This is a genomic window from Stenotrophomonas sp. Steno-Z10-HUANG, assembly GCF_056393075.1.
The window spans coordinates 52,206-70,673 of record NZ_JBWJPA010000003.1 but is presented as its reverse complement, the minus strand read 5'-3'; the positions used below and the strand labels follow the sequence as shown (position 1 = coordinate 70,673).

Here is an 18,468-nt window from a genome sequence, read left to right as displayed (position 1 = left end):
AGGCTCAGTCGTCGGCGGCCATGCTCCGCCGTTCGGGCATCAGCCGCGGCAGCGCGCTGACCACCGCCAGCGCGGCCACGGTGGTGGCCAGCGCCACCATCTGCATGCCCATGCCCGCGGCCATGCCGATCGCGGCCGTCATCCAGATGCCAGCCGCGGTGGTCAGGCCCTGCACCCGTTCCTCGCGGTCCTGCTTGAGGATGGCGCCGGCACCCAGGAAGCCGATGCCCGAGACGATGCCCTGCATGACCCGGGTGACGTCGGCGCCGCTGATGCCCATCTGCAGCGGCGCCAGCACGAACAGCGCCGAGCCCACCGACACCAGGATGTGGGTCTTCAGCCCGGCCGCACGGCCCTTGCTTTCGCGCTCCAGTCCCAGCGCCCCGCCGAGCACGATGGCGGTGAGCAGGCGGGTGGCGACGACGGTCAGGGTAGCGACGTCGGGTATGGCGAATTCGGCGGCCAGCGCCTGGCCGACCTGTGTGGTGATGCTCATCGTAGGGTTCCGGCACGGGGGGGTGCGTGTCGATGCACGCGATGCCGGCGCACGCTAGCATCGCGCCAATGCAGCCGGGGTGATGGCCGCGTCGATGCGGGCGGGCCGGGCCAGCCGGTCGCCGCGGCGCGCCAATGAAGACGGCCCGCAGGGGGCCGCCGGGGTCATGCATGCCGGATGCGCGGGGCGCTCAGGGCACGATCTGTTCGAACGTCTCCACCCGGGCATGGCCGTGCGTGGCGTCGCCGGTGCGTGGCATCGGGTAGTCGTCGCGGCGGTCCAGCAGCACCGTGCGCAGCCCGGCCTCGCGTGCCGCGTCCAGTTCCTCGACGATGTCCGACAGGAACAGGATGTCATGCGCCGCCACGCCGATGGCCGCGGCGATGCGCGCATAGCTGCCGGCCTCGCGCTTGCCACCGGTCTGGGTGTCGAAGTGGCCCGAGAACAGGCCGCTGAGGTCGCCGGCGTCGCTGTAACCGAAGAACAGCTTCTGCGCCGGCACCGAACCGGAGGAGTACACGTACAGCGGGATGCCGGCGGCATGCCAGCCGCGCAGCACCGCGGCCACCTCCGGGTACAGGTGCGCGGTGTAGTCGCCGTTGCGGTAGCCGGCCTCCCAGATCATGCCCTGCAGCGCCTTGAGCGCGGTGTGTTTGCGGTCCTGGTCGATCCAGCCCTGCAGGGCCTCGACGATGACCTCGTCCTGGCAGGCGCTGGCGGCGATCTCGGTGGCGACCGCGTCGAGCCAGCGGCGAACCTCGGGTTGCTGCCCGTGCGCGCGGACGAAGCCGGGCAGGGCGGCACGGGCATAGGGGAACAGCACGTCCTTGACGAAGGAGATGCTCGAGGTGGTGCCTTCGATGTCGGTGAGGATGGCGCGGGTGGTCATGCGGGGAGTCCAGTTCCTTTGCTTGCGGGCGACAGTTTGGCAGGACCGCCACGCTGTGCGCTGAAGCCGCCGGGTGGGTGGGGCACGGGGAGGTGCCGGGTGCAGGTGCCCGAAGGGCGGGAGGGGTACGGCGCAGTGGGGCTGGCAGGCAGGCGCCGCGGGAACGGCGCACGGGTTTGCTGCATGTGCCACGGCCCCTGCCACCCCGAAGGGAGCGGGGCTCTAAGCATCACCCCGCGTCGGGCTGGTAGCGCGGGAACTGCCGGGCGATGTCGGTGCCGGTGAAGTGGCCGACCCAGCCATCGGGCGCGGTGAAGAAGCGGATCGCCACGAAGCTCGGCTCGGGCCCCATGTCGAACCAGTGGGTGGTGCCGTCGGGCACCGAGATCAGGTCGTCCTTGACGCATTCCACTTCGTAGACCTTGTCGCCCACGTGCAGGGTGAACAGGCCCGAGCCGGCGACGAAGAAACGCACTTCGTCCTCCTTGTGGTAGTGCTCGTCGAGGAACTTGAGCCGGATCTGCTCGCGGTCCGGGTTGTCCGGCGCGATCGAGGCCACGTCCACGCTCTTGAAGCCGTGGGTGGCGACCAGGCGGTCGATGTCCTCGCGGTAGGCGGCGAACACTTCTTCCTGGCTGGCGCCCGGCGCGACCGGGTGTTTCGCCTGCCAGCGCTCGAAGGTGACGCCGATCTTCTCCAGTTCGGCGCGGATGACCCCGCCGTCGCGGCTGTCCAGCAGCACGGTGGCGGGATCGGTGTCGTTGAAGATGCGCAGTCGGCTCATGGCGGCGGCTCGAGGCGTGGGGGACGGGAAGGGTAGCAGGGCACCCGGCGCCATCGGCGCCCGCGTGGCCCGCGGTGCGTGGATTCAGCCGCCGGCGCGCAGCCGGCGCAGTTCCAGTTCGCAGTGGAGCAGGAACTCGAACGCTTCCAGGTGGCGGCGCGCTTCGGCCATGTCGCGGCCCCAGGCATACAGGCCGTGGCCGTCGATCAGGTAGCCCCACATCGGGCCCTTGTCGAGTTCGGCCTCCACCTGCGCGGCGAGCACGTCCATGTCCTGGGTGTTGGCGAACACCTTCAGGTCCACCGCGGTCTCGTGGGTGGAATTGCCGTGCAGCGCCTTGAGCAGCTCGTAGCCTTCCAGGCGCACGTGGCCGTCGCCGCCGTACAGGCGCGAGGCGATGGTCTGCACCGGCGAATGCGTGTGCAGCACGCAGTTCACTTCCGGGAAGCGCGCGTAGAGCTGGGTATGCAGCAGGGTTTCGGCCGACGGGCGCAGCGGCCGGCCCACGGCCTTGCCGTCGAAGTCCACGACCATGATGTCGGCTTCGACCAGCCGTCCCTTGTCCTTGCCGGACACGGTGATGGCTGCATGGCGGTCGTCCAGCCGGTGCGAGAAGTTGCTGCTGGTGGCGGGTGTCCAGCCGGCCCGGGCCAGTTCGCGGATGTTGTCGATCAGCAGCTGCGCCAGTTCGCTCAGCCGCTGGGCGTCGTAGGGGACAGTGGGGGCGTTCATGGCCCGCATTCTACTCAGCCGGCGGCACGCGTAGGGGCCGCCGGATACCCGGCCCGTGGCCGGGCGGCGTCATCCGTGCCGGATCGGCCACATCGCGGGCGCCATTGCGCACGGCGCGTGCCGAGCGGCGGAAAAAAGGCCCGGGTGTTTCCACCCGGGCCCGGAAGGCTGGCGCATGGCCGCGCGGTCAGCCGCGGCGGTCGCGCAGCTTGCTGTGGCGCATGCCGTAGGCGAAGTAGACGATGAAGCCGGTGGCGGTCCACAGCCCCATCAGCATCCAGTTGTGCAGGGTCATCGCGGTCAGCAGGGCGATGCAGCTGAGCACGCCGGCGCTGCAGATCAGCCAGGCCATCGGGATGCGGAACGGGCGCGGCAGGTCCGGCTGGGTGCGGCGCAGGACCAGCACGCCGGCGCAGACCGCGGCGAAGGCGATCAGGGTGCCCATCGAGGTCAGTTCGCCGAGGATGTCCAGCGGGAACAGCGCGGCGAGCAGGGCGATGCCGATGCCGGTGATCACCGTGTTGATGTGCGGGGTGCGGTACTTGGGGTGGATCTTGGTGAACACCGGCGGCAGCAGGCCGTCGCGGCCCATGATCATGAAGATGCGCGGCTGGCCGATCACCATCACCAGCACCACCGAGGACAGGCCGATCAGGGCCCCGACCTCGACGATGATGCGCAGCCAGTCCAGCTGCGGATGCGCGGCCACCGCGGTCACCACCGGTTCGGCGGTGCCGAGCAGCTTGTACGGGACCAGGCCGGTCATCACCGCGGCCATGGCGATGTACAGCACGGTGCAGATCACCAGCGACAGCAGCATGCCGATCGGCAGGTCGCGCTGCGGGCGGTGCGATTCCTGCGCGGCCACCGAGACCGCCTCGAAGCCGATGTAGGCGAAGAACACCATCGCCGCGCCGCGCAGCACGCCGTCGAAGCCGTACTTGCCCGGGCCTTCGTTGGCCGGGATGAACGGGGTCCAGTTGGCCGGGTCCACGTACTTCCAGCCGGCGACGATGACCAGCAGGATCAGGCCGGTCTTGAGGATCACCATGGCCATGTTCATCGCCGAGGACTTGCTGATGCCCACGTAACACAGCCAGGTCAGCAGCAGCACCAGCACCGCGGCCGGAATGTTGGCGATGGCCCCGGTCGGGCGCAGCTGGGCGTCCAGCGGCGCATTGACCAGCGCCGCCGGCAGGTAGATGTCGAAATGGCTGAGCAGGCTGAGGAAGTAACCGGTCCAGCTCACCGCCACCGCCGAGGCGGAGACGCCGTACTCGAGTACCAGCATCCAGCCGATGAACCACGCCGACAGTTCGCCGAAAGTGGCGTAGGTGTAGGTGTAGGCGCTGCCGGACACCGGCACCATCGAGGCGAACTCGGCGTAGGCCATCGCGCAGAACGCGCAGCACACCGCCGCCAGCACGAACGACAGCATGATTGCCGGGCCGGCGTGATTGGCCGCGGCCTGGCCGGTGATGACGAAGATGCCGCCGCCGATGACCGCGCCGATGCCCAGCGCGGTCAGCCCCCAGGGGCCCAGGGTGCGGCGCAGGCTCAGGCCGTTGGCCTCTTCATGGGCGGCGTGCGGATGTTTGGTGGCCCACAGTTGCTTGAACATGGTGCGTGTTCGCTCGTCGTGCGTACGGGAACGGCCGGCGCGTGGCCGGCCGGAAGGAAGGGAATCAGGCGTTCCGGTTCAGTTTGCTGTGGCGCATGCCGTAGCCCAGGTAGATGGCCACGCCCAATACGTTCCACAGCACGAACACCAGCCAATGGGCGGCGAAGGCCATCGCGAACAGGCCCAGGCAGATCAGCGCGCCCAGCGGCGCGACCAGCCATACCGCCGGCACCCGGAACGCGCGCGGCATCTCCGGGCGGGTGCGGCGCAGGATCAGCACGCCAATGCAGACCGTGGCGAATGCCAGCAGGGTGCCCATGGCTACCAGTTCGCCCAGCACGTTGAGCGGCACCAGTCCGGCCAGGGTGGCGGCCAGCGCGCCGACGATCACGGTGCTCAGGTGCGGCGTGCGGAACTTCGGGTGCACCCGGCCGAACACCTGCGGCAGCAGGCCGTCGCGGGAAATGGTGTAGGCGATGCGGGTCTGGCCCATCATCATCACCAGCACCACCGAGGACAGGCCGGCGATGGCGCCGATCTCCACCCAGGTCTTGAGCCACGCCAGGTTGGCATAGGCCTCCAGCGCGGTGGCCACCGGCTTGTCGGTGCCGAGCTGGGTGTAGTGCATGAGGCCGGTCATCACCGCGCAGACCACGATGTAGATGATGGTGCACACGGCCAGCGAGCCGAGCAGGCCGATCGGCATGTTCCGCTGCGGGTCCTTGGTTTCGCCGGCGGCGGTGGAGACCGCGTCGAAACCGATGTAGGCGAAGAACACAATGGACGCGGCGCGGAACACGCCGCTCCAGCCGAACTCGCCGAACACGCCGGTGGTGTTGTCCGGGATGAAGGGCGTCCAGTTCTCCGGGTTGACGTACATCGCGCCGAAGCCGACGAACAGGCAGATCACCGCGACCTTGATCGCGACGATCACCGCGTTGACGAAGGTGGACTGGGTGACGCCGACATACAGCAGCCCGGAGATCACCGCGATGATCAGCACCGCCGGCAGGTTGAGCAGTTTGCCGGAGGCGACGAACTGGCCGTTCTCCCAGGCGATCGGCGCGGCGGTCAGCGCGTCGGGGAAGGGCAGGTGCAGGGTGCTGGTGAGGAAACTGAGCAGGTAGGCCGACCAGCCCACCGCCACCGAGGAGGAGGCGAACAGGTACTCCAGTACCAGGCACCAGCCGATGAACCAGGCCATGCCTTCGCCCAGGGTGGCGTAGGAATACGAATAGGCGCTGCCGGAAACCGGCATCATCGCCGCGAACTCGGCGTAGCACAGGCCGGCGAAGGCGCAGGCCAGGCCGGCGAGCACGAACGACAGCATGATCGCGGGGCCGGCGTGGTGGGCCGCGGCCTGGCCGGTGATGACGAAGATGCCGGCGCCGATCACCGCGCCCATGCCCAACAGAATCAGGTGCCTGGCTGTGAGGGTGCGCTTGAGCGTGGCTTCGCCCTGCAGGCTGCCTTCGACCGGTTCGCCGGCGTCCACGTGTGCGGCCGGCTCGACCGGTTTGACCCTCAACAGTGTTTTGAGCATTCGCTGTTTTTCCAGACCTGGTGGTGTTTCCGCGCATCCACCGGCAATGCGCATGGGGTGTGGCAAGCTGAACCGCCGGCAACGGCCTACCTTGCCAAAGCCCGGCCAAACCGACAAGCGCAGGTGCAGCATGGCCGGTGATAATGGCCGCCTGGTCGGATCGATGGGATGTGCCTGCAGTCATGTACGAACACGAGGGACGCCTGCGCGACACGTTGCAGGACTACGCGCGGCGGGTGCCGGAGCATGCGCAGGTGGCGGCGGAATTCCTGGACCTGCTCGACGCGCAGGGCGCCGACCCGTTCCAGCGCTCGCGCCTTGCCGGCCACTTCACCGGCAGCGCCTGGCTGGTCAGCGCCGATGGCCAGCGGGTGCTGCTGACCCATCACCGCAAGCTGGGGCGCTGGCTGCAGCTGGGCGGGCATGCCGACGGCGACCGCGACCTGGCCGCGGTGGCGCTGCGCGAGGCGCAGGAGGAATCGGGCCTGCCCGGGTTGTCGCTGCAGGCGCCGGTGCCGTTCGATCTTGACCGGCACTGGATTCCCGGGCGCGGCGACGTGCCCGGCCACTGGCACTACGACGTGCGCTACGTGGTGCGCGCCGGCACCGACGAGCGCTTCCTGGTCAGCGCGGAGTCGCTGGACCTGGCATGGCGCGCGATCGATGCCATCGCCGCCGATGCGCAGGCCGACGCCTCGCTGCGGCGCATGGCGCTGCGCTGGCTGGCGCACGCGCACTGAGGCCGCGCGCCGCGGTCCCGGCGGTGCTTGCCGGGGCGCGCGGCGGGATCGCGCCCGCGGGTCGGCGCCGCGCTCAGTACAGGATGCGGGTACGCAGCGTGCCGTCGATCGCGGCCAGTTCGTCGCGGATCGCGTTGGCCTGTTCCACGGTGGCGCTGATGTCCACCACCACGTAGCCCAGTTTCGGGTTGGTGCGCAGGAACTGGCCGTCGATGTTGAGGTTGTGGCGCGAGAACACCTCGTTGAGCCGCGACAGCACGCCGGGCACGTTGCGGTGGATGTGCAGCAGGCGCAGGCTCTGTTCGTGCTCGGGCAGGGTCACTTCGGGGAAGTTGACCGCCGACAGGGTGCTGCCGTTGTCGCTGTAGCGCACCAGCTTGGCCGCCACCTCGACGCCGATGTTGTCCTGCGCCTCCAGCGTGCTGCCGCCCACGTGCGGGGTCAGGATCACGTTGTCGTGCGCGGCCAGCGGCGACTCGAAACGGTCGCCGTTGCCCTTGGGCTCGACCGGGAACACGTCCACCGCGGCGCCGCCGATGTGCCCCGAGCGCAGGGCCGCGTCGAGCGCCTCGATCACCACCACGGTGCCGCGCGCGGCGTTGATCAGGTGCGCGCCACGCTTCATCTTCGCCAGCTGCGGTGAACCGATCATCCACTGCGTGGCGGCGGTTTCCGGCACGTGCAGGGTGACGACGTCGGCGCGGGCGAGCAGGTCGTCCAGGCTGGCGGCCGGCTGTGCGTTGCCCAGCGACAGCTTGGTCTCGATGTCGTGGAAGATCACCTGCATGCCCAGCGCTTCGGCCAGCACCCCGACCTGGGTGCCGATGTGGCCGTAGCCGATGATGCCCAGGGTCTTGCCGCGCACCTCGTGGCTGCCGTCGGCCGACTTGGACCAGCCGCCGCGGTGGCACTCGGCGTTCTTCTGCGGCACTCCGCGGGTCAGCATGATCGCCTCGGCGATCACCAGTTCGGCCACCGAGCGGGTGTTGGAGTAGGGCGCGTTGAACACCGGGATGCCGGCCAGTTCGGCCGCCTCCAGGTCCACCTGGTTGGTGCCGATGCAGAAGCAGCCCACCGCGATCAGGCGCTTGGCATGCGCCAGCACCTCGGCGTCCAGCTGCGTGCGCGAGCGGATGCCGATGATGTGGGCCTCGGCGATGCGCGCCTTCAGCTCGTCGTCGGGCAGCGATTTGGTGTGGTACTCGATCTGCGAATAGCCGGCCGCCTTGAAGGTATCCACGGCGGTCTGGCTGACCCCCTCCAGCAACAAAACGCGGATGTCCTGCTTCGGGAACGAGGTCTTCTTGGGCGACATGGCGGCCACGGCGGGTGGAGGGGATGGGCCGTTCACTATGCCAGAACCGGCCCGGCTTTTGGTGCGCTGCGCCATGCGGCAACACCTTGAACACAAAAGGTTTCATCTGAATTTACCGCGGCCGTCTTCGGCGCTGCGCGGGTGACTGGACGCGCCGCGGCGGGGCTGGCACGCTTGCCGGCTTTCACGCCTTCGAAACAACGCCATGACCGACCCGCGCCTGGACACCCTGCTGCTTGCCTGCCCGGGGCTGCGCCTGAAGACCGATCCGGCCGACCTGGAGCACTACGGGCGCGACTGGACCCGGCGCTGGGCGCCGGCACCGCTGGCCATCGCGCTGCCGGGCAGCGTCGAGGAAGTGCAGGCGGTGGTGCGCTGGGCCAACCAGAACACCGTGGCGGTGGTGCCCTCCGGCGGCAGGACCGGCCTGTCCGGCGGTGCGGTGGCGGCCAACGGTGAGCTGGTGCTTAGCCTGGAGCGGCTGAACAAGGCGCTGGATTTCAACGCGGTGGACCGCACCCTCACCGTGCAGGCCGGCATGCCGCTGGAGGCCGTGCACAACGCCGCCCGCGAGCACGGCCTGCAGTACCCGGTGGACTTCGCCGCGCGCGGGTCCTGCTCGATCGGCGGCAACATCGCCACCAACGCCGGCGGCATCCGCGTGATCCGCTATGGCAATACCCGCGAGTGGGTGGCCGGCCTCAAGGTGGTGGCCGGCAACGGTGAGCTGCTCGAGTTCAACAAGGGCCTGATCAAGAACTCCAGCGGCTACGACTTCCGCCAGCTGATGATCGGCTCGGAGGGCACCCTCGGCATCGTGGTCGAGGCGACGCTGAAGCTGGTCGATCCGCCGCTGGCGACCAACGTCATGCTGCTGGCGCTGCCCTCGTTCGAGGTGCTGATGCGGGTGTTCTCCGCGTTCCGCGAACGCCTGCAGCTGGAGGCGTTCGAGTTCTTCACCGACCGCGCGGTGCAGCACGTCACCGCGCATGGCGCACCGTACCCGTTCGCCGAAACCTACCCGTACTACGTGGTCACCGAGTACGCCGCGGCCGACGAAGCGGGCGAGGCCGCGGCACTGGCCGCGTTCGAGCACTGCATGGAGCAGGGCTGGGTGCTGGACGGGGTGATCAGCGCCAGCGAGGCGCAGGCGCAGCAGCTGTGGCGCCTGCGCGAGGGCATCACCGAGGCGCTGGCGCGCTACCGGCCGTACAAGAACGACGTGTCGGTGCGGATCTCGGCGATGCCGGACTTCCTGGCCGAGGCGCAGTCGCTGATCGGCGGCGCCTACCCGCATTTCGACGTGGTCTGGTTCGGCCATATCGGCGACGGCAACCTGCACATCAACGTGCTCAAGCCCGACGACACCAGCGACGCCGAGTTCCTGGGCCAGTGCGAGCACGTGACCAAGCTGCTGGCGCAGGTGCTGCACCGTTTCCACGGCAGCATCTCGGCCGAGCATGGCATCGGCCTGGTCAAGAAGCCCTACCTGTCCAGCACCCGCGATGCGGCGGAAATCGCGCTGATGCGCGGGGTGAAGCAGGCATTCGACCCATTGGGTTTGATGAATCCGGGCAAGGTGTTCGACCTGTAGGCGGCGGCCGGTTACGCTCGACGCCTGTCCCCAGCGTTGTCTCCGCCGATGATCCGTCCGTTCCTGACCTGCGTCCTGCTCCTCGCCTCCGCGCCGCTGCTGGCCTCCAGCTTTGCCGGCAGCACCGCCGGTACTTCCGCCGGCGCCTCGTCCAAGGGGTCGAGCAGCTCGTCCGGCGATGACAAGGTGATCCAGGCCGCGCGCGAGGAGGCCGCCGGCTTCGTCGCCAGCGACGGCCGCCTGCGCGGCGCGCGGCTGCAGGCCGCGCTGCTGTACCTGCGCCAGCACGACGCCGGCGCCGCCCAGGCCAGCGACATGCAACTGGCGCGGACCATCCTCGCCCGCTGATGCGCCTGGCGGCTGTGCTGGCCGCCGCGCTGCTGCTGGCCAGCGGCGGCGCCCCGGCGCTGGAACTGGCACTGGATCCGGCCGGGCTGGACCCGCCGGCGCAGCAGCGCGCCCGCGACCTGCTTGCCCGTGCCCACGAACGCCTGCCCGGACGCTGGCAGGCCGACCCGCGGCGGCTGACGCTGCGCTTCGACCCTGGCCTGCCCGCCGACATTGCCGGCCGCCACCGGCGTGGCCAACTGCGGTTGTCGCCGGAACTGCTGGAGGCGGCGGCGACGGCCACCGCCACCGCACACGACCTGGCCCGGGCCACCGTGTTGCACGAGATCGCCCACGCCTTCGACCGGGGCGAAGGCGGCGGCTGGTCGCGACAACCGGCGTTCCGTCGGCTCGCCGGATGGGACCGGCGCGGTGCCAACCCGTACACGCTGCGCAGCCCCGACGGCTATGAGCGGCACAGCCCGGCCGAGGCATTCGCGGTCAACCTGGAGTGGTACCTGCTCGACCCGCGGTATCCGTGCCGGCGGCCGGCGCTGGCGGCGTGGTTCCGGCAGCAGCTGGGGCCGGCGCCGCTTGCGCCGGTGGCCTGCGCCGCCGCGCTGCCGCTGCTGGTGGCCGGCGCCGCGCCGGCGCAGCTGGAGCTGGAAACACTGGACCCGGCCCGGATCTACGCGGTGGACTACCTGCTGGCCGGCGCCGGCGACGCGGCGATGAGCCGGTTCGGCCACTCCATGCTGCGCCTGGTGGTCTGCGCGCCCGGCCGCGAACCGGGCCCGCGCTGCCGGATGGACCTGGCCTACCACCGGGTGCTGTCCTTCCGCGCTTTCGTCAACGACGTGCAGATCTCCAATTGGCGCGGGCTGACCGGTGCCTACCCGGCACGGCTGTTCGTGCTGCCGCTGGACCAGGTGATCGACGAATACACCCGCGTCGAGCTGCGCGACCTGCAGGCCTGGCCGCTGGCGCTGTCGCCGGCGCAGATCGACGCGCTGCTGCAGCTGGCCGCCCGCGCGCACTGGAGCTACGACGGGCGCTATCGCTTCATCGGCAACAACTGCGCGGTGGAGAGCGGGCGCCTGCTCGACCTGGCGTTGACCCCGCCGCGCCGGCGGCTGCAGGCCACCACGCCGCGCGGCGTGCTGCGGCGGCTGCAGGATGCCGGCCTGGCCGCGCGGCAGGCGCCGCCGCCAGGCGCGGACGACGGCCTGTACTTCGCCTCGGCCCGCGCCGATTACGCGCACTTGCTGCATGGCCTGCAGCAGGCGGGCCGGGTGCCGCCGCTGCCGCTCGAACGCTGGCTGGACAGCCCGGCACGGCAGCGCGGCGAGCCCACTCCGGACTTGCCACTGCAGGCCACCGCGGCCTGGTGGGTGCTGGAAACGGCGGCGCTGCGCCGCGCCGAACTGCGCGCGCTTGCCCAGCTCAAGCGGCACCTGGAGGGCACCACGCCGCAACTGCAGGCGCGGGTGGCCGACTGGCAGCGGTTCAGCAGCCTGCTGGATGCGCCGGCATTACTGCTGCCAGCCGCTGGCTACGGCATCGCCCAGCCCGATGAACTGGACGCGCTGGTGCAGGCACTGGCACGGCTCGGCGAGGACGGGCAGGCACGCTGGCAGGCGCTGCACGAAAGCGCCGAGCAGGCGTTGCCGCCGGCGCAGCGCGAGGAACTCGGGCGCAGCAGGGAGCGGGTGCGCTGGCTGGCCGAGCGCATGCGCGCGTTGGCCGCCGTGCCGGACTGAAGCGGGGCATCGGCGCGGGCCTTGACCCCGGTCAGGGCGGTGCCGGTGGCGCGGCCTGGCATGGGCCGGGTTTCCCACGATGGAGTTCCCGCAATGCCTGTTTCCCTCGATCCGGCCCCGCACGTGCACGTCTTCGATGCGCGCGGCGTGGCGCGGCGGTTCCGCCACGCGGCGATCTTCGGCGCGCCGGGCGCGTTGCGCAACGGCGAGACCATGCGTTTCATCAACGACCACGACCCGATCCCGCTGCTGGACCAGCTCGGCCAGCGCTTCGGCGCGCACCTGTCGATCAGCTGCCTGCAGCGCGGACCGGATGCGGTGGTGATCGATTTCGGCGTCCGGAGCCTGCCCGAAGGGTGATCTGCAGCAGGGAGCGCGGCCGCCACCGGCGTGCCGCGGCTTCCGGCACCGGCATCGGTCGCGCCCGCTGACAGCGCCGGGCCACGTACCGCCGCCGATGACCATGAACGACGACGGCGCCCGCGGGCGCCGTCGCATGGGGTGGCCAGCGGTGGATCAGTCGGCGCGGCCGCCGAACTCGCCTGTGCTGGTGTTGACCAGGATGCGCTCGCCGTTGGCGATGTACTCCGGGACCATGATCTCGATGCCGGTGTTGAGCTTGGCCGGCTTCGGGCGCTTGGTGGCGGTGCCGCCCTTGAGTTCCGGTGGGGTCTCGACCACTTCCAGGGTCACGTGCTGCGGCAGCTGGATCGCCACCGGCTGCTCGTCGATCACCTGCACGTAGATGCCGGCCAGGCCCTCGGTGATGTAACCGGCGTCGTCGCCGATCACGTCCGCGTCCAGCGTGTACGGGGTGTAGTCCTCGTCGTCGAGGAACACGAAGGCGTCGCCGTCCATGTAGGAGAAGGTCGACTGGCGGCGCAGCAGTTCGACTTCCGGCAGGTTGTCGTCGGCGTCGAAGCTGGCGTCGAGCTTGTTGCCGCCCGGCACGCTGTACATGATGAAACGGAAGCGGACATTGCCGCCGCGGCCCTGCGGCGAGCTGCGCTCGATGTCGCGGATCTGGTAGACGCCGTTGTTGTATTCGACGACGTTGCCTTTCTTGATATCGCTGGCTTTCATGCTTGGAAAGTCGGTTGGGGTAAGGGGGAAATCGAAGCGGGCGCCTTGTGGGCGCCCGCGGGGTGGATCACTTGGGTGCCAGGCGCACGGCGCCATCCAGGCGGATGGTCTCGCCGTTGAGGTAGGTGTTGCCGATGATGTGGCCGACCAGGGCGGCGAAATCGTCCGGCTGGCCCAGACGCGAGGGGAACGGGATCGACGCGGCAAGCGACTCCTGCACGTTGGCCGGCATGCCGTCCACCATCGGCGTCCAGAACACGCCCGGCGCGATGGTCATCACGCGGATGCCGAAGCGCGACAGCTCGCGCGCCATCGGCAGGGTCATGCCGACCACGCCGCCCTTGGAGGCGGAGTAGGCGGCCTGGCCGATCTGGCCTTCGTAGGCGGCGACCGAGGCGGTGTTGATGATCACGCCGCGCTCGCCGTCGACGCCGGCTTCGTTGTGCTGCATCAGGTCGGCGGCGGCCTTGGCCACGTTGAAGCTGCCGACCAGGTTGACCATCACCGTGGCCTGGAAGTTGGACAGCGGCATCGGCGCCTCGCGGCCGAGCACGCGGCCGGCGCCGAGGATGCCGGCGCAGTTCATCACCACGTTCAGCCCGCCCAGGAATTCGCGCGCGGCGGCCAGGTTGGCGGCCACGCCGGCTTCGTCGGTGACGTTGGTGGTGAAGTAGCGGGCATTGTCCGTGCCCAGTTCGGCGACCGCGGCGGTGCCTTTTTCCTCGTTGAGGTCGAACAGGGCGACCTTGCCGCCGTTGGCGACCAGGTGCCGGGCCACGGCCAGGCCGAGGCCGGAGACGCCGCCGGTGACGACGGCGCGGACGGAGGACAGCTGCATCGGGACGATCCTGCGGTGAAGAGTCGCCGATTCTAGCCGATGCCGCCTTCCCTACAGCAGGACGGCGACCGGATCAGTATGGACGGGGGGCGGGGACGGGCATCGGCGGGTGCGCAGGCAGGCGCAGGGGCGCGGGTACCGGCCGTTCCCGCCACAGGAACTCAAGCTGGCAGTCGTCGGCCGCGCGCCGGCACATGGCCAGGGCCTTGTCGATCGCGGCGCGCTCATCGCGCTCGCCCAGTGCATGGCCGAACGCGGCACTGCCACTGGCGATGGCCGAGTATCCGCTGTCGGCCGACGTACTGGCCACTTCGGTGCAGTTGCCCGAGCGCCGCGCGCAGTGGCCGATGGCGGTCTGCAGGGCGAGGCTTGCCGAGGGATGGTTGTAGGCGAAACCGTAGGCGCCGGAATCGGAGAAGACCACGGCCGAGGCGGCCATGACGCTGCCTGCGGGCAGCAGGGCGGCGATGAGCAGGGTGGTGCGGAGCATGCGCGAGCGTCCTTTCGTTGCGTTCATCAGGGGGGCGACATGGCCTGGCCGGCCTTGCTGCCGTTGCCGCGGCCGAGCACGCCGGCCAGCCAGCGCCCGGTGTCGGCCAGGGCCGGCAGGTCGATGCCGGTGTCCATGCCCATGCCGTGCAGCATGTAGACCACGTCCTCGCTGGCGACATTGCCGCTGGCGCCGCGCGCGTAGGGGCAGCCGCCGGTGCCGGCCACCGCCGAATCGACCACGCGCACGCCGTCCTCCAGGCACGCGGCGATATTGGCCAGCGCCTGGCCATAGGTGTCATGGAAGTGCACCGCCAGCGCGACCATCGGCACCTCCGCGGCGACCGCGCGCAGCATCGCGCGCGCCTTGCGCGAGGTGCCGACGCCGATGGTGTCGCCCAGCGAGATCTCGTGGCACCCCATGGCGTACAGCGCGCGCGCCACCCGGACCACGTCGGCCAGCGGCACCTCGCCCTGGTAAGGGCAGCCGAGCACGGTGGACACGTAGCCGCGCACCGGGATGCCGTCGGCCCTGGCCCGTTCCAGCACCGGCGCGAAGCGCTGCAGCGATTCGTCGATGCCGGCATTGGTGTTGGTGCGGTTGAACTGCTCGGAGGCAGCGGTGAACACCGCCACTTCCCGCGCCCCGGCCGCGCGGGCGCGGTCATAGCCCTGTTCGTTCGGCACCAGCACCGGGTAGGCGACGCCGGGGCGGCGGGCGATGCCGGCCATCACCTCGGCGGCGTCGGCCAGCTGCGGTACCCATTTCGGGCTGACGAAGCTGGTGGCCTCGATGCTGCGCAGGCCGGTGGCCGACAGCCGGTCGATCAGCGCGATCTTGTCGGCGGTGGCGATCTGCTGCTTCTCGTTCTGCAGGCCGTCGCGCGGGCCGACCTCGACGATGCGGACGAAATCGCTCATCGCGGCTCCTGCGTGGCCCAGCGCGGCGGGCGCTTTTCGAGGAACGCAGTCAGGCCCTCACGGCCTTCGTCGGAGGCGCGCAGCGCGGCGATCAGCCCGGCATTGGCGCGGTCGAGCGCGTCGCGGTCGCCGCCAGCGGCATGAACCTCGCGCACCAGCACCTTGGCCGCGGCCGCGGCGACCGGGCCGGCCTTGCCGATCAGCTGCAGTTGCCGCTGCACCGCGGCGTCGAGCGCGTCGGCGGCGACCACCTGGTGCACCAGCCCCATGCGCAATGCGTCGGCGGCGTCGAAGTGCTCGCCGGTGGCGAACCAGCGGCGCGCCTGGCGCGGGCCGATGGCGGCGATGACATACGGCGAGATCACCGCCGGCAGCAGGCCCAGGCGGCTCTCGGTCAGGCCGAAACGGGCGCCTTCGGCGGCGATGGCGATGTCGCAGCAGGCCACCAGGCCGACACCGCCGCCGAAGCTGGCGCCATGCACGCGGGCAATGGTCGGCTTGGGCAGCTCGTCCAGGGTGCGCATCAGCCGCGCCAGCGCCAGTGCGTCCTGGCGGTTCTCTTCCCGGGAGGCGCCGGCCATGGCGCGCATCCACTGCAGGTCGGCGCCGGCCGAGAACGAGGGGCCATGCCCGGCCAGGACCACGGCGCGCACCGCCGGATCGGCGGCGGCCGCTTCCAGCGCGGCGGTGAGGGTGGCGATCAGCCCGGCGTCGAACGCGTTGTGCAGCTCGGGGCGGTTCAGGTGGAGCGTCGCCACGGCGTTGTCGCGGCTGACGAGCAGTGCCTCGCTCATTGGGGTCCATGCGTGCGTTTGGTGCACGGATCATAGCGGAGCGCCCGGGGCAGCAAGACCCCGCGCGACGGTGCTACAATTGATAACCATTCTTATCAACCTATTCAAAGGCGCCATTCAGTGACGTTGTCAGATTTGCCGCTGCATGCACCCGCGCAGGTGGAGGCGGTGCGGGACCTGCATCCCAATGATGCGATTGCGCGGCGGTTGAGGGAGCTGGGGTTCGTCGACGGCGAGGACGTGCGCGTGGTCGCGCGCGGGCCGGTGGGCGGCGAGCCGCTGCTGGTGCAGGTCGGCTTCACCCGTTTCGCGCTGCGGCGCAGCGAGGCCGCCCGCATCCGGATCAGGCAGGAGGACGCGGCATGAACGCAGCGGCAAGCGTGTCGCGGCTGGCCCTGGTGGGCAATCCGAACAGTGGCAAGACCGCGTTGTTCAACCAGCTCACCGGCAGCCGCCAGAAGGTGGCCAACTATGCCGGCGTCACCGTCGAGCGCAAGGAAGGGCGCATGCGCGCGCCGTCCGGGCGCGAATACGCGGTGCTGGACCTGCCCGGCGCCTACAGCCTGCAGCCGGCGAGCCTGGACGAGGCCATCACCCGCGACCTGTGCCGCGGTTTCTACCCCGGCGAACCCGCGCCCGATGCGCTGGTGTGCGTGGTCGACGCCACCAACCTGCGCCTGCACCTGCGCTTCGCGCTGGAAGTGCGCGAGCTGGGCAAGCCGATGATCGTGGCGCTGAACATGGTCGACGCCGCGCGCCGGCGCGGCATCGCCATCGACGTGGCGGCGCTGGAACGGGCGCTGGGCGTGCCGGTGGTGGAGACCGTCGCGGTGCGCCGCAACGGCGCCAGCGAACTGGTCGCGCGGATCGACGCGATGATGCCGCAGGTGGCGTCGATGGCGCCGCCGCAGGTGGTGGCCGCCGCCGACCACCATGCCCAGGTGCGCGACATCCTCGCCGCCGCGGTGCGCATGCCCACGCGCACCGCGAAGATCGACGATGCGCTGGACCGCTGGCTGCTGCACCCGGTGTTCGGGTTGCTGACCCTGGCGGCGGTGATGTTCCTGATCTTCCAGGCGGTCTATGCCTGGGCCACGCCGCTGATGGACGGCATCGAGGCCGGTTTCGCCTGGCTCGGCGCCCTGGTCGGCTCGACCCTGCCCGAGGGGCCGCTGAGCAGCCTGCTGGTGGACGGCATCATCGCCGGTGTCGGCGGCGTGCTGGTGTTCCTGCCGCAGATCCTGATCCTGTTCTTCTTCATCCTCGCGCTGGAGGAGTCCGGCTACCTGCCGCGCGCGGCGTTCCTGCTGGACCGGATGATGGCCGCGGCCGGGCTGTCCGGGCGCTCGTTCATCCCGCTGCTGTCCAGCTTCGCCTGCGCGGTGCCGGGCATCATGTCCACGCGCAGCATCCAGGACCCGCGCGACCGGCTGGCGACGATCCTGGTCGCGCCGCTGATGACCTGCTCGGCGCGGTTGCCGGTGTATGCGCTGCTGATCGGCGCGTTCATCCCGCAGAAGACCGTGTGGGGCGTGTTCAACCAGCAGGGACTGGTGCTGTTCGGCCTGTACGTGGCCGGCATCCTCAGCGCGCTGGCGATGTCGTGGACGATGAAGAAGTTCCGCCGCGACAAGGGCGAGCACCCGCTGCTGCTGGAGCTGCCGTCCTACCGCCTGCCGCACCTGCGCGACCTGGCGGTCGGGCTGTACGAGCGCGGCATGATCTTCCTCAAGCGCGTGGGCGGCATCATCCTGGCGCTGACCATCCTGCTGTGGTTCCTGCTGTCGTTCCCGGCGGCACCGGCCGACGCCACCCTGCCGGCCATCGACTACAGCTTCGCCGGCCGCATCGGCCACGCGATGGCGGTGTTCTTCGCGCCGCTGGGCTTCAACTGGCAGATCTGCATCGCGCTGATTCCGGGGCTGGCCGCGCGCGAAGTGGCGGTCTCCTCGCTGGCCACGGTGTACGCACTGTCGGCGGCCGACGACGATGCCGCGGCGCAGGCGCTGACCCCGCTGATCAGCGACGGCTGGTCGCTGGCCACCGCGCTGTCGTTGCTGGTCTGGTACATCTACGCGCCGATGTGCATTTCCACGCTGGCCACGATCAAGCGCGAGACCAACTCGTGGAAGCAGATGGCGTTCGCCGCCGGCTACCTGTTCGCGGCGGCGTGGCTGGCTTCGCTGGTCACCTACCAGGTCGCCGTGGCGCTGGGGGCGGGCTGATGGACCGGGGCCTGCTGCTGCAGTACGCGATCATCGCCCTGGCCGTGCTGGCCAGCGCGTGGGTGGTGCTGAAGAAGCAGTTCCCCGGTACCGTGCGCCGGCTGCGCGGGGCGCTGGTGCTGTGGCTGCTGAAGCCGCAGCGCCCGGCGCGGCTGCAGGCTCTGGGGCGCCGGCTGGCGCCGCCGGCTGGCGGCGGCGATGACGGTTGTGGTGGCTGCGGCGGCTGCGGGCCGAATCCACCGCGGCAACACTGAAACGCGCGCCGGTAGCGGTGGACCCGGCCGGGCACGGCCCCGGCAGTGGCGGCGCGGCAGCGC

Annotated in this window: 20 protein-coding genes; 8 read left to right on the top strand and 12 right to left on the bottom strand. The window is 70.4% G+C overall.

The genetic code is table 11. The annotated features are described in order from the left end of the window. Positions 1-4: 4 nt before the first annotated feature. From AC06E6_RS05405 to AC06E6_RS05380, 6 genes are all read right to left on the bottom strand, one after another. Positions 5-496: an MgtC/SapB family protein gene (locus tag AC06E6_RS05405; RefSeq protein WP_104938931.1), complete on the bottom strand. Its 492-nt coding sequence runs from the start codon at positions 494-496 to the stop codon at positions 5-7. A 190-nt stretch (positions 497-686) separates the two neighbouring features. Further along, positions 687-1,385: an acireductone synthase gene (gene mtnC, locus AC06E6_RS05400; protein ID WP_313248548.1), complete on the bottom strand. Its 699-nt coding sequence runs from the start codon at positions 1,383-1,385 to the stop codon at positions 687-689. 229 nt (positions 1,386-1,614) lie between these two features. Beyond that, positions 1,615-2,169 (bottom strand): 1,2-dihydroxy-3-keto-5-methylthiopentene dioxygenase, encoded by a 555-nt coding sequence (locus AC06E6_RS05395; protein ID WP_161613748.1) that lies wholly within the window; start codon positions 2,167-2,169, stop codon positions 1,615-1,617. An 84-nt stretch (positions 2,170-2,253) separates the two neighbouring features. Further along, on the bottom strand, positions 2,254-2,901 hold the full coding sequence (locus AC06E6_RS05390) for a methylthioribulose 1-phosphate dehydratase (RefSeq protein ID WP_104938928.1): 648 nt from the start codon (positions 2,899-2,901) through the stop codon (positions 2,254-2,256). A gap of 187 nt (positions 2,902-3,088) precedes the next feature. Continuing rightward, complete coding sequence (locus tag AC06E6_RS05385; RefSeq protein ID WP_104938927.1) at positions 3,089-4,522, bottom strand: amino acid permease; 1,434 nt, start codon at positions 4,520-4,522, stop codon at positions 3,089-3,091. A gap of 64 nt (positions 4,523-4,586) precedes the next feature. Further along, entirely contained in the window at positions 4,587-6,065 is a 1,479-nt protein-coding gene (locus tag AC06E6_RS05380; RefSeq protein WP_240212040.1) for an amino acid permease, read from the bottom strand. 143 nt (positions 6,066-6,208) lie between these two features. On the opposite strand from AC06E6_RS05380, the gene AC06E6_RS05375 reads away from it, so the two are divergent. Beyond that, positions 6,209-6,805, top strand: coding sequence for an NUDIX hydrolase (locus AC06E6_RS05375; protein ID WP_409475456.1), 597 nt, complete (start codon positions 6,209-6,211; stop codon positions 6,803-6,805). Positions 6,806-6,878: 73 nt separating this feature from the next. Here the strand turns inward: AC06E6_RS05375 and serA are convergent, their stop codons facing one another. Next, positions 6,879-8,120: a phosphoglycerate dehydrogenase gene (gene serA / locus AC06E6_RS05370; protein WP_478060528.1), complete on the bottom strand. Its 1,242-nt coding sequence runs from the start codon at positions 8,118-8,120 to the stop codon at positions 6,879-6,881. A 205-nt stretch (positions 8,121-8,325) separates the two neighbouring features. On the opposite strand from serA, the gene AC06E6_RS05365 reads away from it, so the two are divergent. The 4 genes from AC06E6_RS05365 to AC06E6_RS05350 all read left to right on the top strand — a co-directional run bounded on the left by AC06E6_RS05365 (position 8,326) and on the right by AC06E6_RS05350 (position 12,161). After that, entirely contained in the window at positions 8,326-9,714 is a 1,389-nt protein-coding gene (locus AC06E6_RS05365; protein WP_478060526.1) for an FAD-binding oxidoreductase, read from the top strand. A 48-nt stretch (positions 9,715-9,762) separates the two neighbouring features. Next, positions 9,763-10,062 carry a DUF2388 domain-containing protein gene (locus AC06E6_RS05360; protein ID WP_104938922.1) on the top strand — a complete coding sequence of 100 codons (300 nt, stop codon included), beginning with the start codon at positions 9,763-9,765 and terminating at the stop codon, positions 10,060-10,062. Then, positions 10,062-11,801, top strand: a complete 1,740-nt coding sequence (locus AC06E6_RS05355; protein ID WP_478060524.1) for a DUF7844 domain-containing protein — start codon at positions 10,062-10,064, stop codon at positions 11,799-11,801. The genes AC06E6_RS05360 and AC06E6_RS05355 overlap by 1 nt, the downstream gene beginning before the upstream one ends. Positions 11,802-11,894: 93 nt before the next feature. Continuing rightward, the gene (locus AC06E6_RS05350; RefSeq protein ID WP_478060522.1) at positions 11,895-12,161 is read left to right on the top strand and encodes a DUF2249 domain-containing protein; all 267 of its coding nucleotides are present in this window, start codon (positions 11,895-11,897) and stop codon (positions 12,159-12,161) included. A 156-nt stretch (positions 12,162-12,317) separates the two neighbouring features. Here AC06E6_RS05350 and yeiP read toward each other — a convergent pair whose 3' ends face one another. From yeiP to AC06E6_RS05325, 5 genes are all read right to left on the bottom strand, one after another. Further along, complete coding sequence (gene yeiP / locus AC06E6_RS05345; protein ID WP_104938919.1) at positions 12,318-12,884, bottom strand: elongation factor P-like protein YeiP; 567 nt, start codon at positions 12,882-12,884, stop codon at positions 12,318-12,320. Positions 12,885-12,951: 67 nt separating this feature from the next. After that, positions 12,952-13,722, bottom strand: a complete 771-nt coding sequence (locus AC06E6_RS05340) for an SDR family NAD(P)-dependent oxidoreductase (protein ID WP_054666018.1) — start codon at positions 13,720-13,722, stop codon at positions 12,952-12,954. A gap of 73 nt (positions 13,723-13,795) precedes the next feature. Further along, the gene (locus tag AC06E6_RS05335) at positions 13,796-14,212 is read right to left on the bottom strand and encodes a DUF4189 domain-containing protein (protein ID WP_313230975.1); all 417 of its coding nucleotides are present in this window, start codon (positions 14,210-14,212) and stop codon (positions 13,796-13,798) included. Between the two features lie 26 nt (positions 14,213-14,238). Next, positions 14,239-15,132 carry a hydroxymethylglutaryl-CoA lyase gene (locus AC06E6_RS05330; RefSeq protein ID WP_478060520.1) on the bottom strand — a complete coding sequence of 298 codons (894 nt, stop codon included), beginning with the start codon at positions 15,130-15,132 and terminating at the stop codon, positions 14,239-14,241. After that, on the bottom strand, positions 15,129-15,926 hold the full coding sequence (locus tag AC06E6_RS05325; protein ID WP_478060519.1) for an enoyl-CoA hydratase-related protein: 798 nt from the start codon (positions 15,924-15,926) through the stop codon (positions 15,129-15,131). Before AC06E6_RS05325 ends, AC06E6_RS05330 begins: the two co-directional genes overlap by 4 nt. A gap of 120 nt (positions 15,927-16,046) precedes the next feature. Here AC06E6_RS05325 and AC06E6_RS05320 point away from each other — a divergent pair, with 120 nt between their 5' ends. From AC06E6_RS05320 to AC06E6_RS05310, 3 genes are read left to right on the top strand one after another with little or no spacing between them, the layout of a single operon-like run. Then, positions 16,047-16,292, top strand: a complete 246-nt coding sequence (locus AC06E6_RS05320) for a FeoA family protein (protein ID WP_104938914.1) — start codon at positions 16,047-16,049, stop codon at positions 16,290-16,292. Then, positions 16,289-18,151, top strand: a complete 1,863-nt coding sequence (feoB, locus tag AC06E6_RS05315) for a ferrous iron transport protein B (RefSeq protein ID WP_427851776.1) — start codon at positions 16,289-16,291, stop codon at positions 18,149-18,151. The genes AC06E6_RS05320 and feoB overlap by 4 nt, the downstream gene beginning before the upstream one ends. Further along, entirely contained in the window at positions 18,151-18,405 is a 255-nt protein-coding gene (locus AC06E6_RS05310) for a DUF6587 family protein (protein WP_161613760.1), read from the top strand. Before feoB ends, AC06E6_RS05310 begins: the two co-directional genes overlap by 1 nt. Positions 18,406-18,468 lie beyond the last annotated feature (63 nt).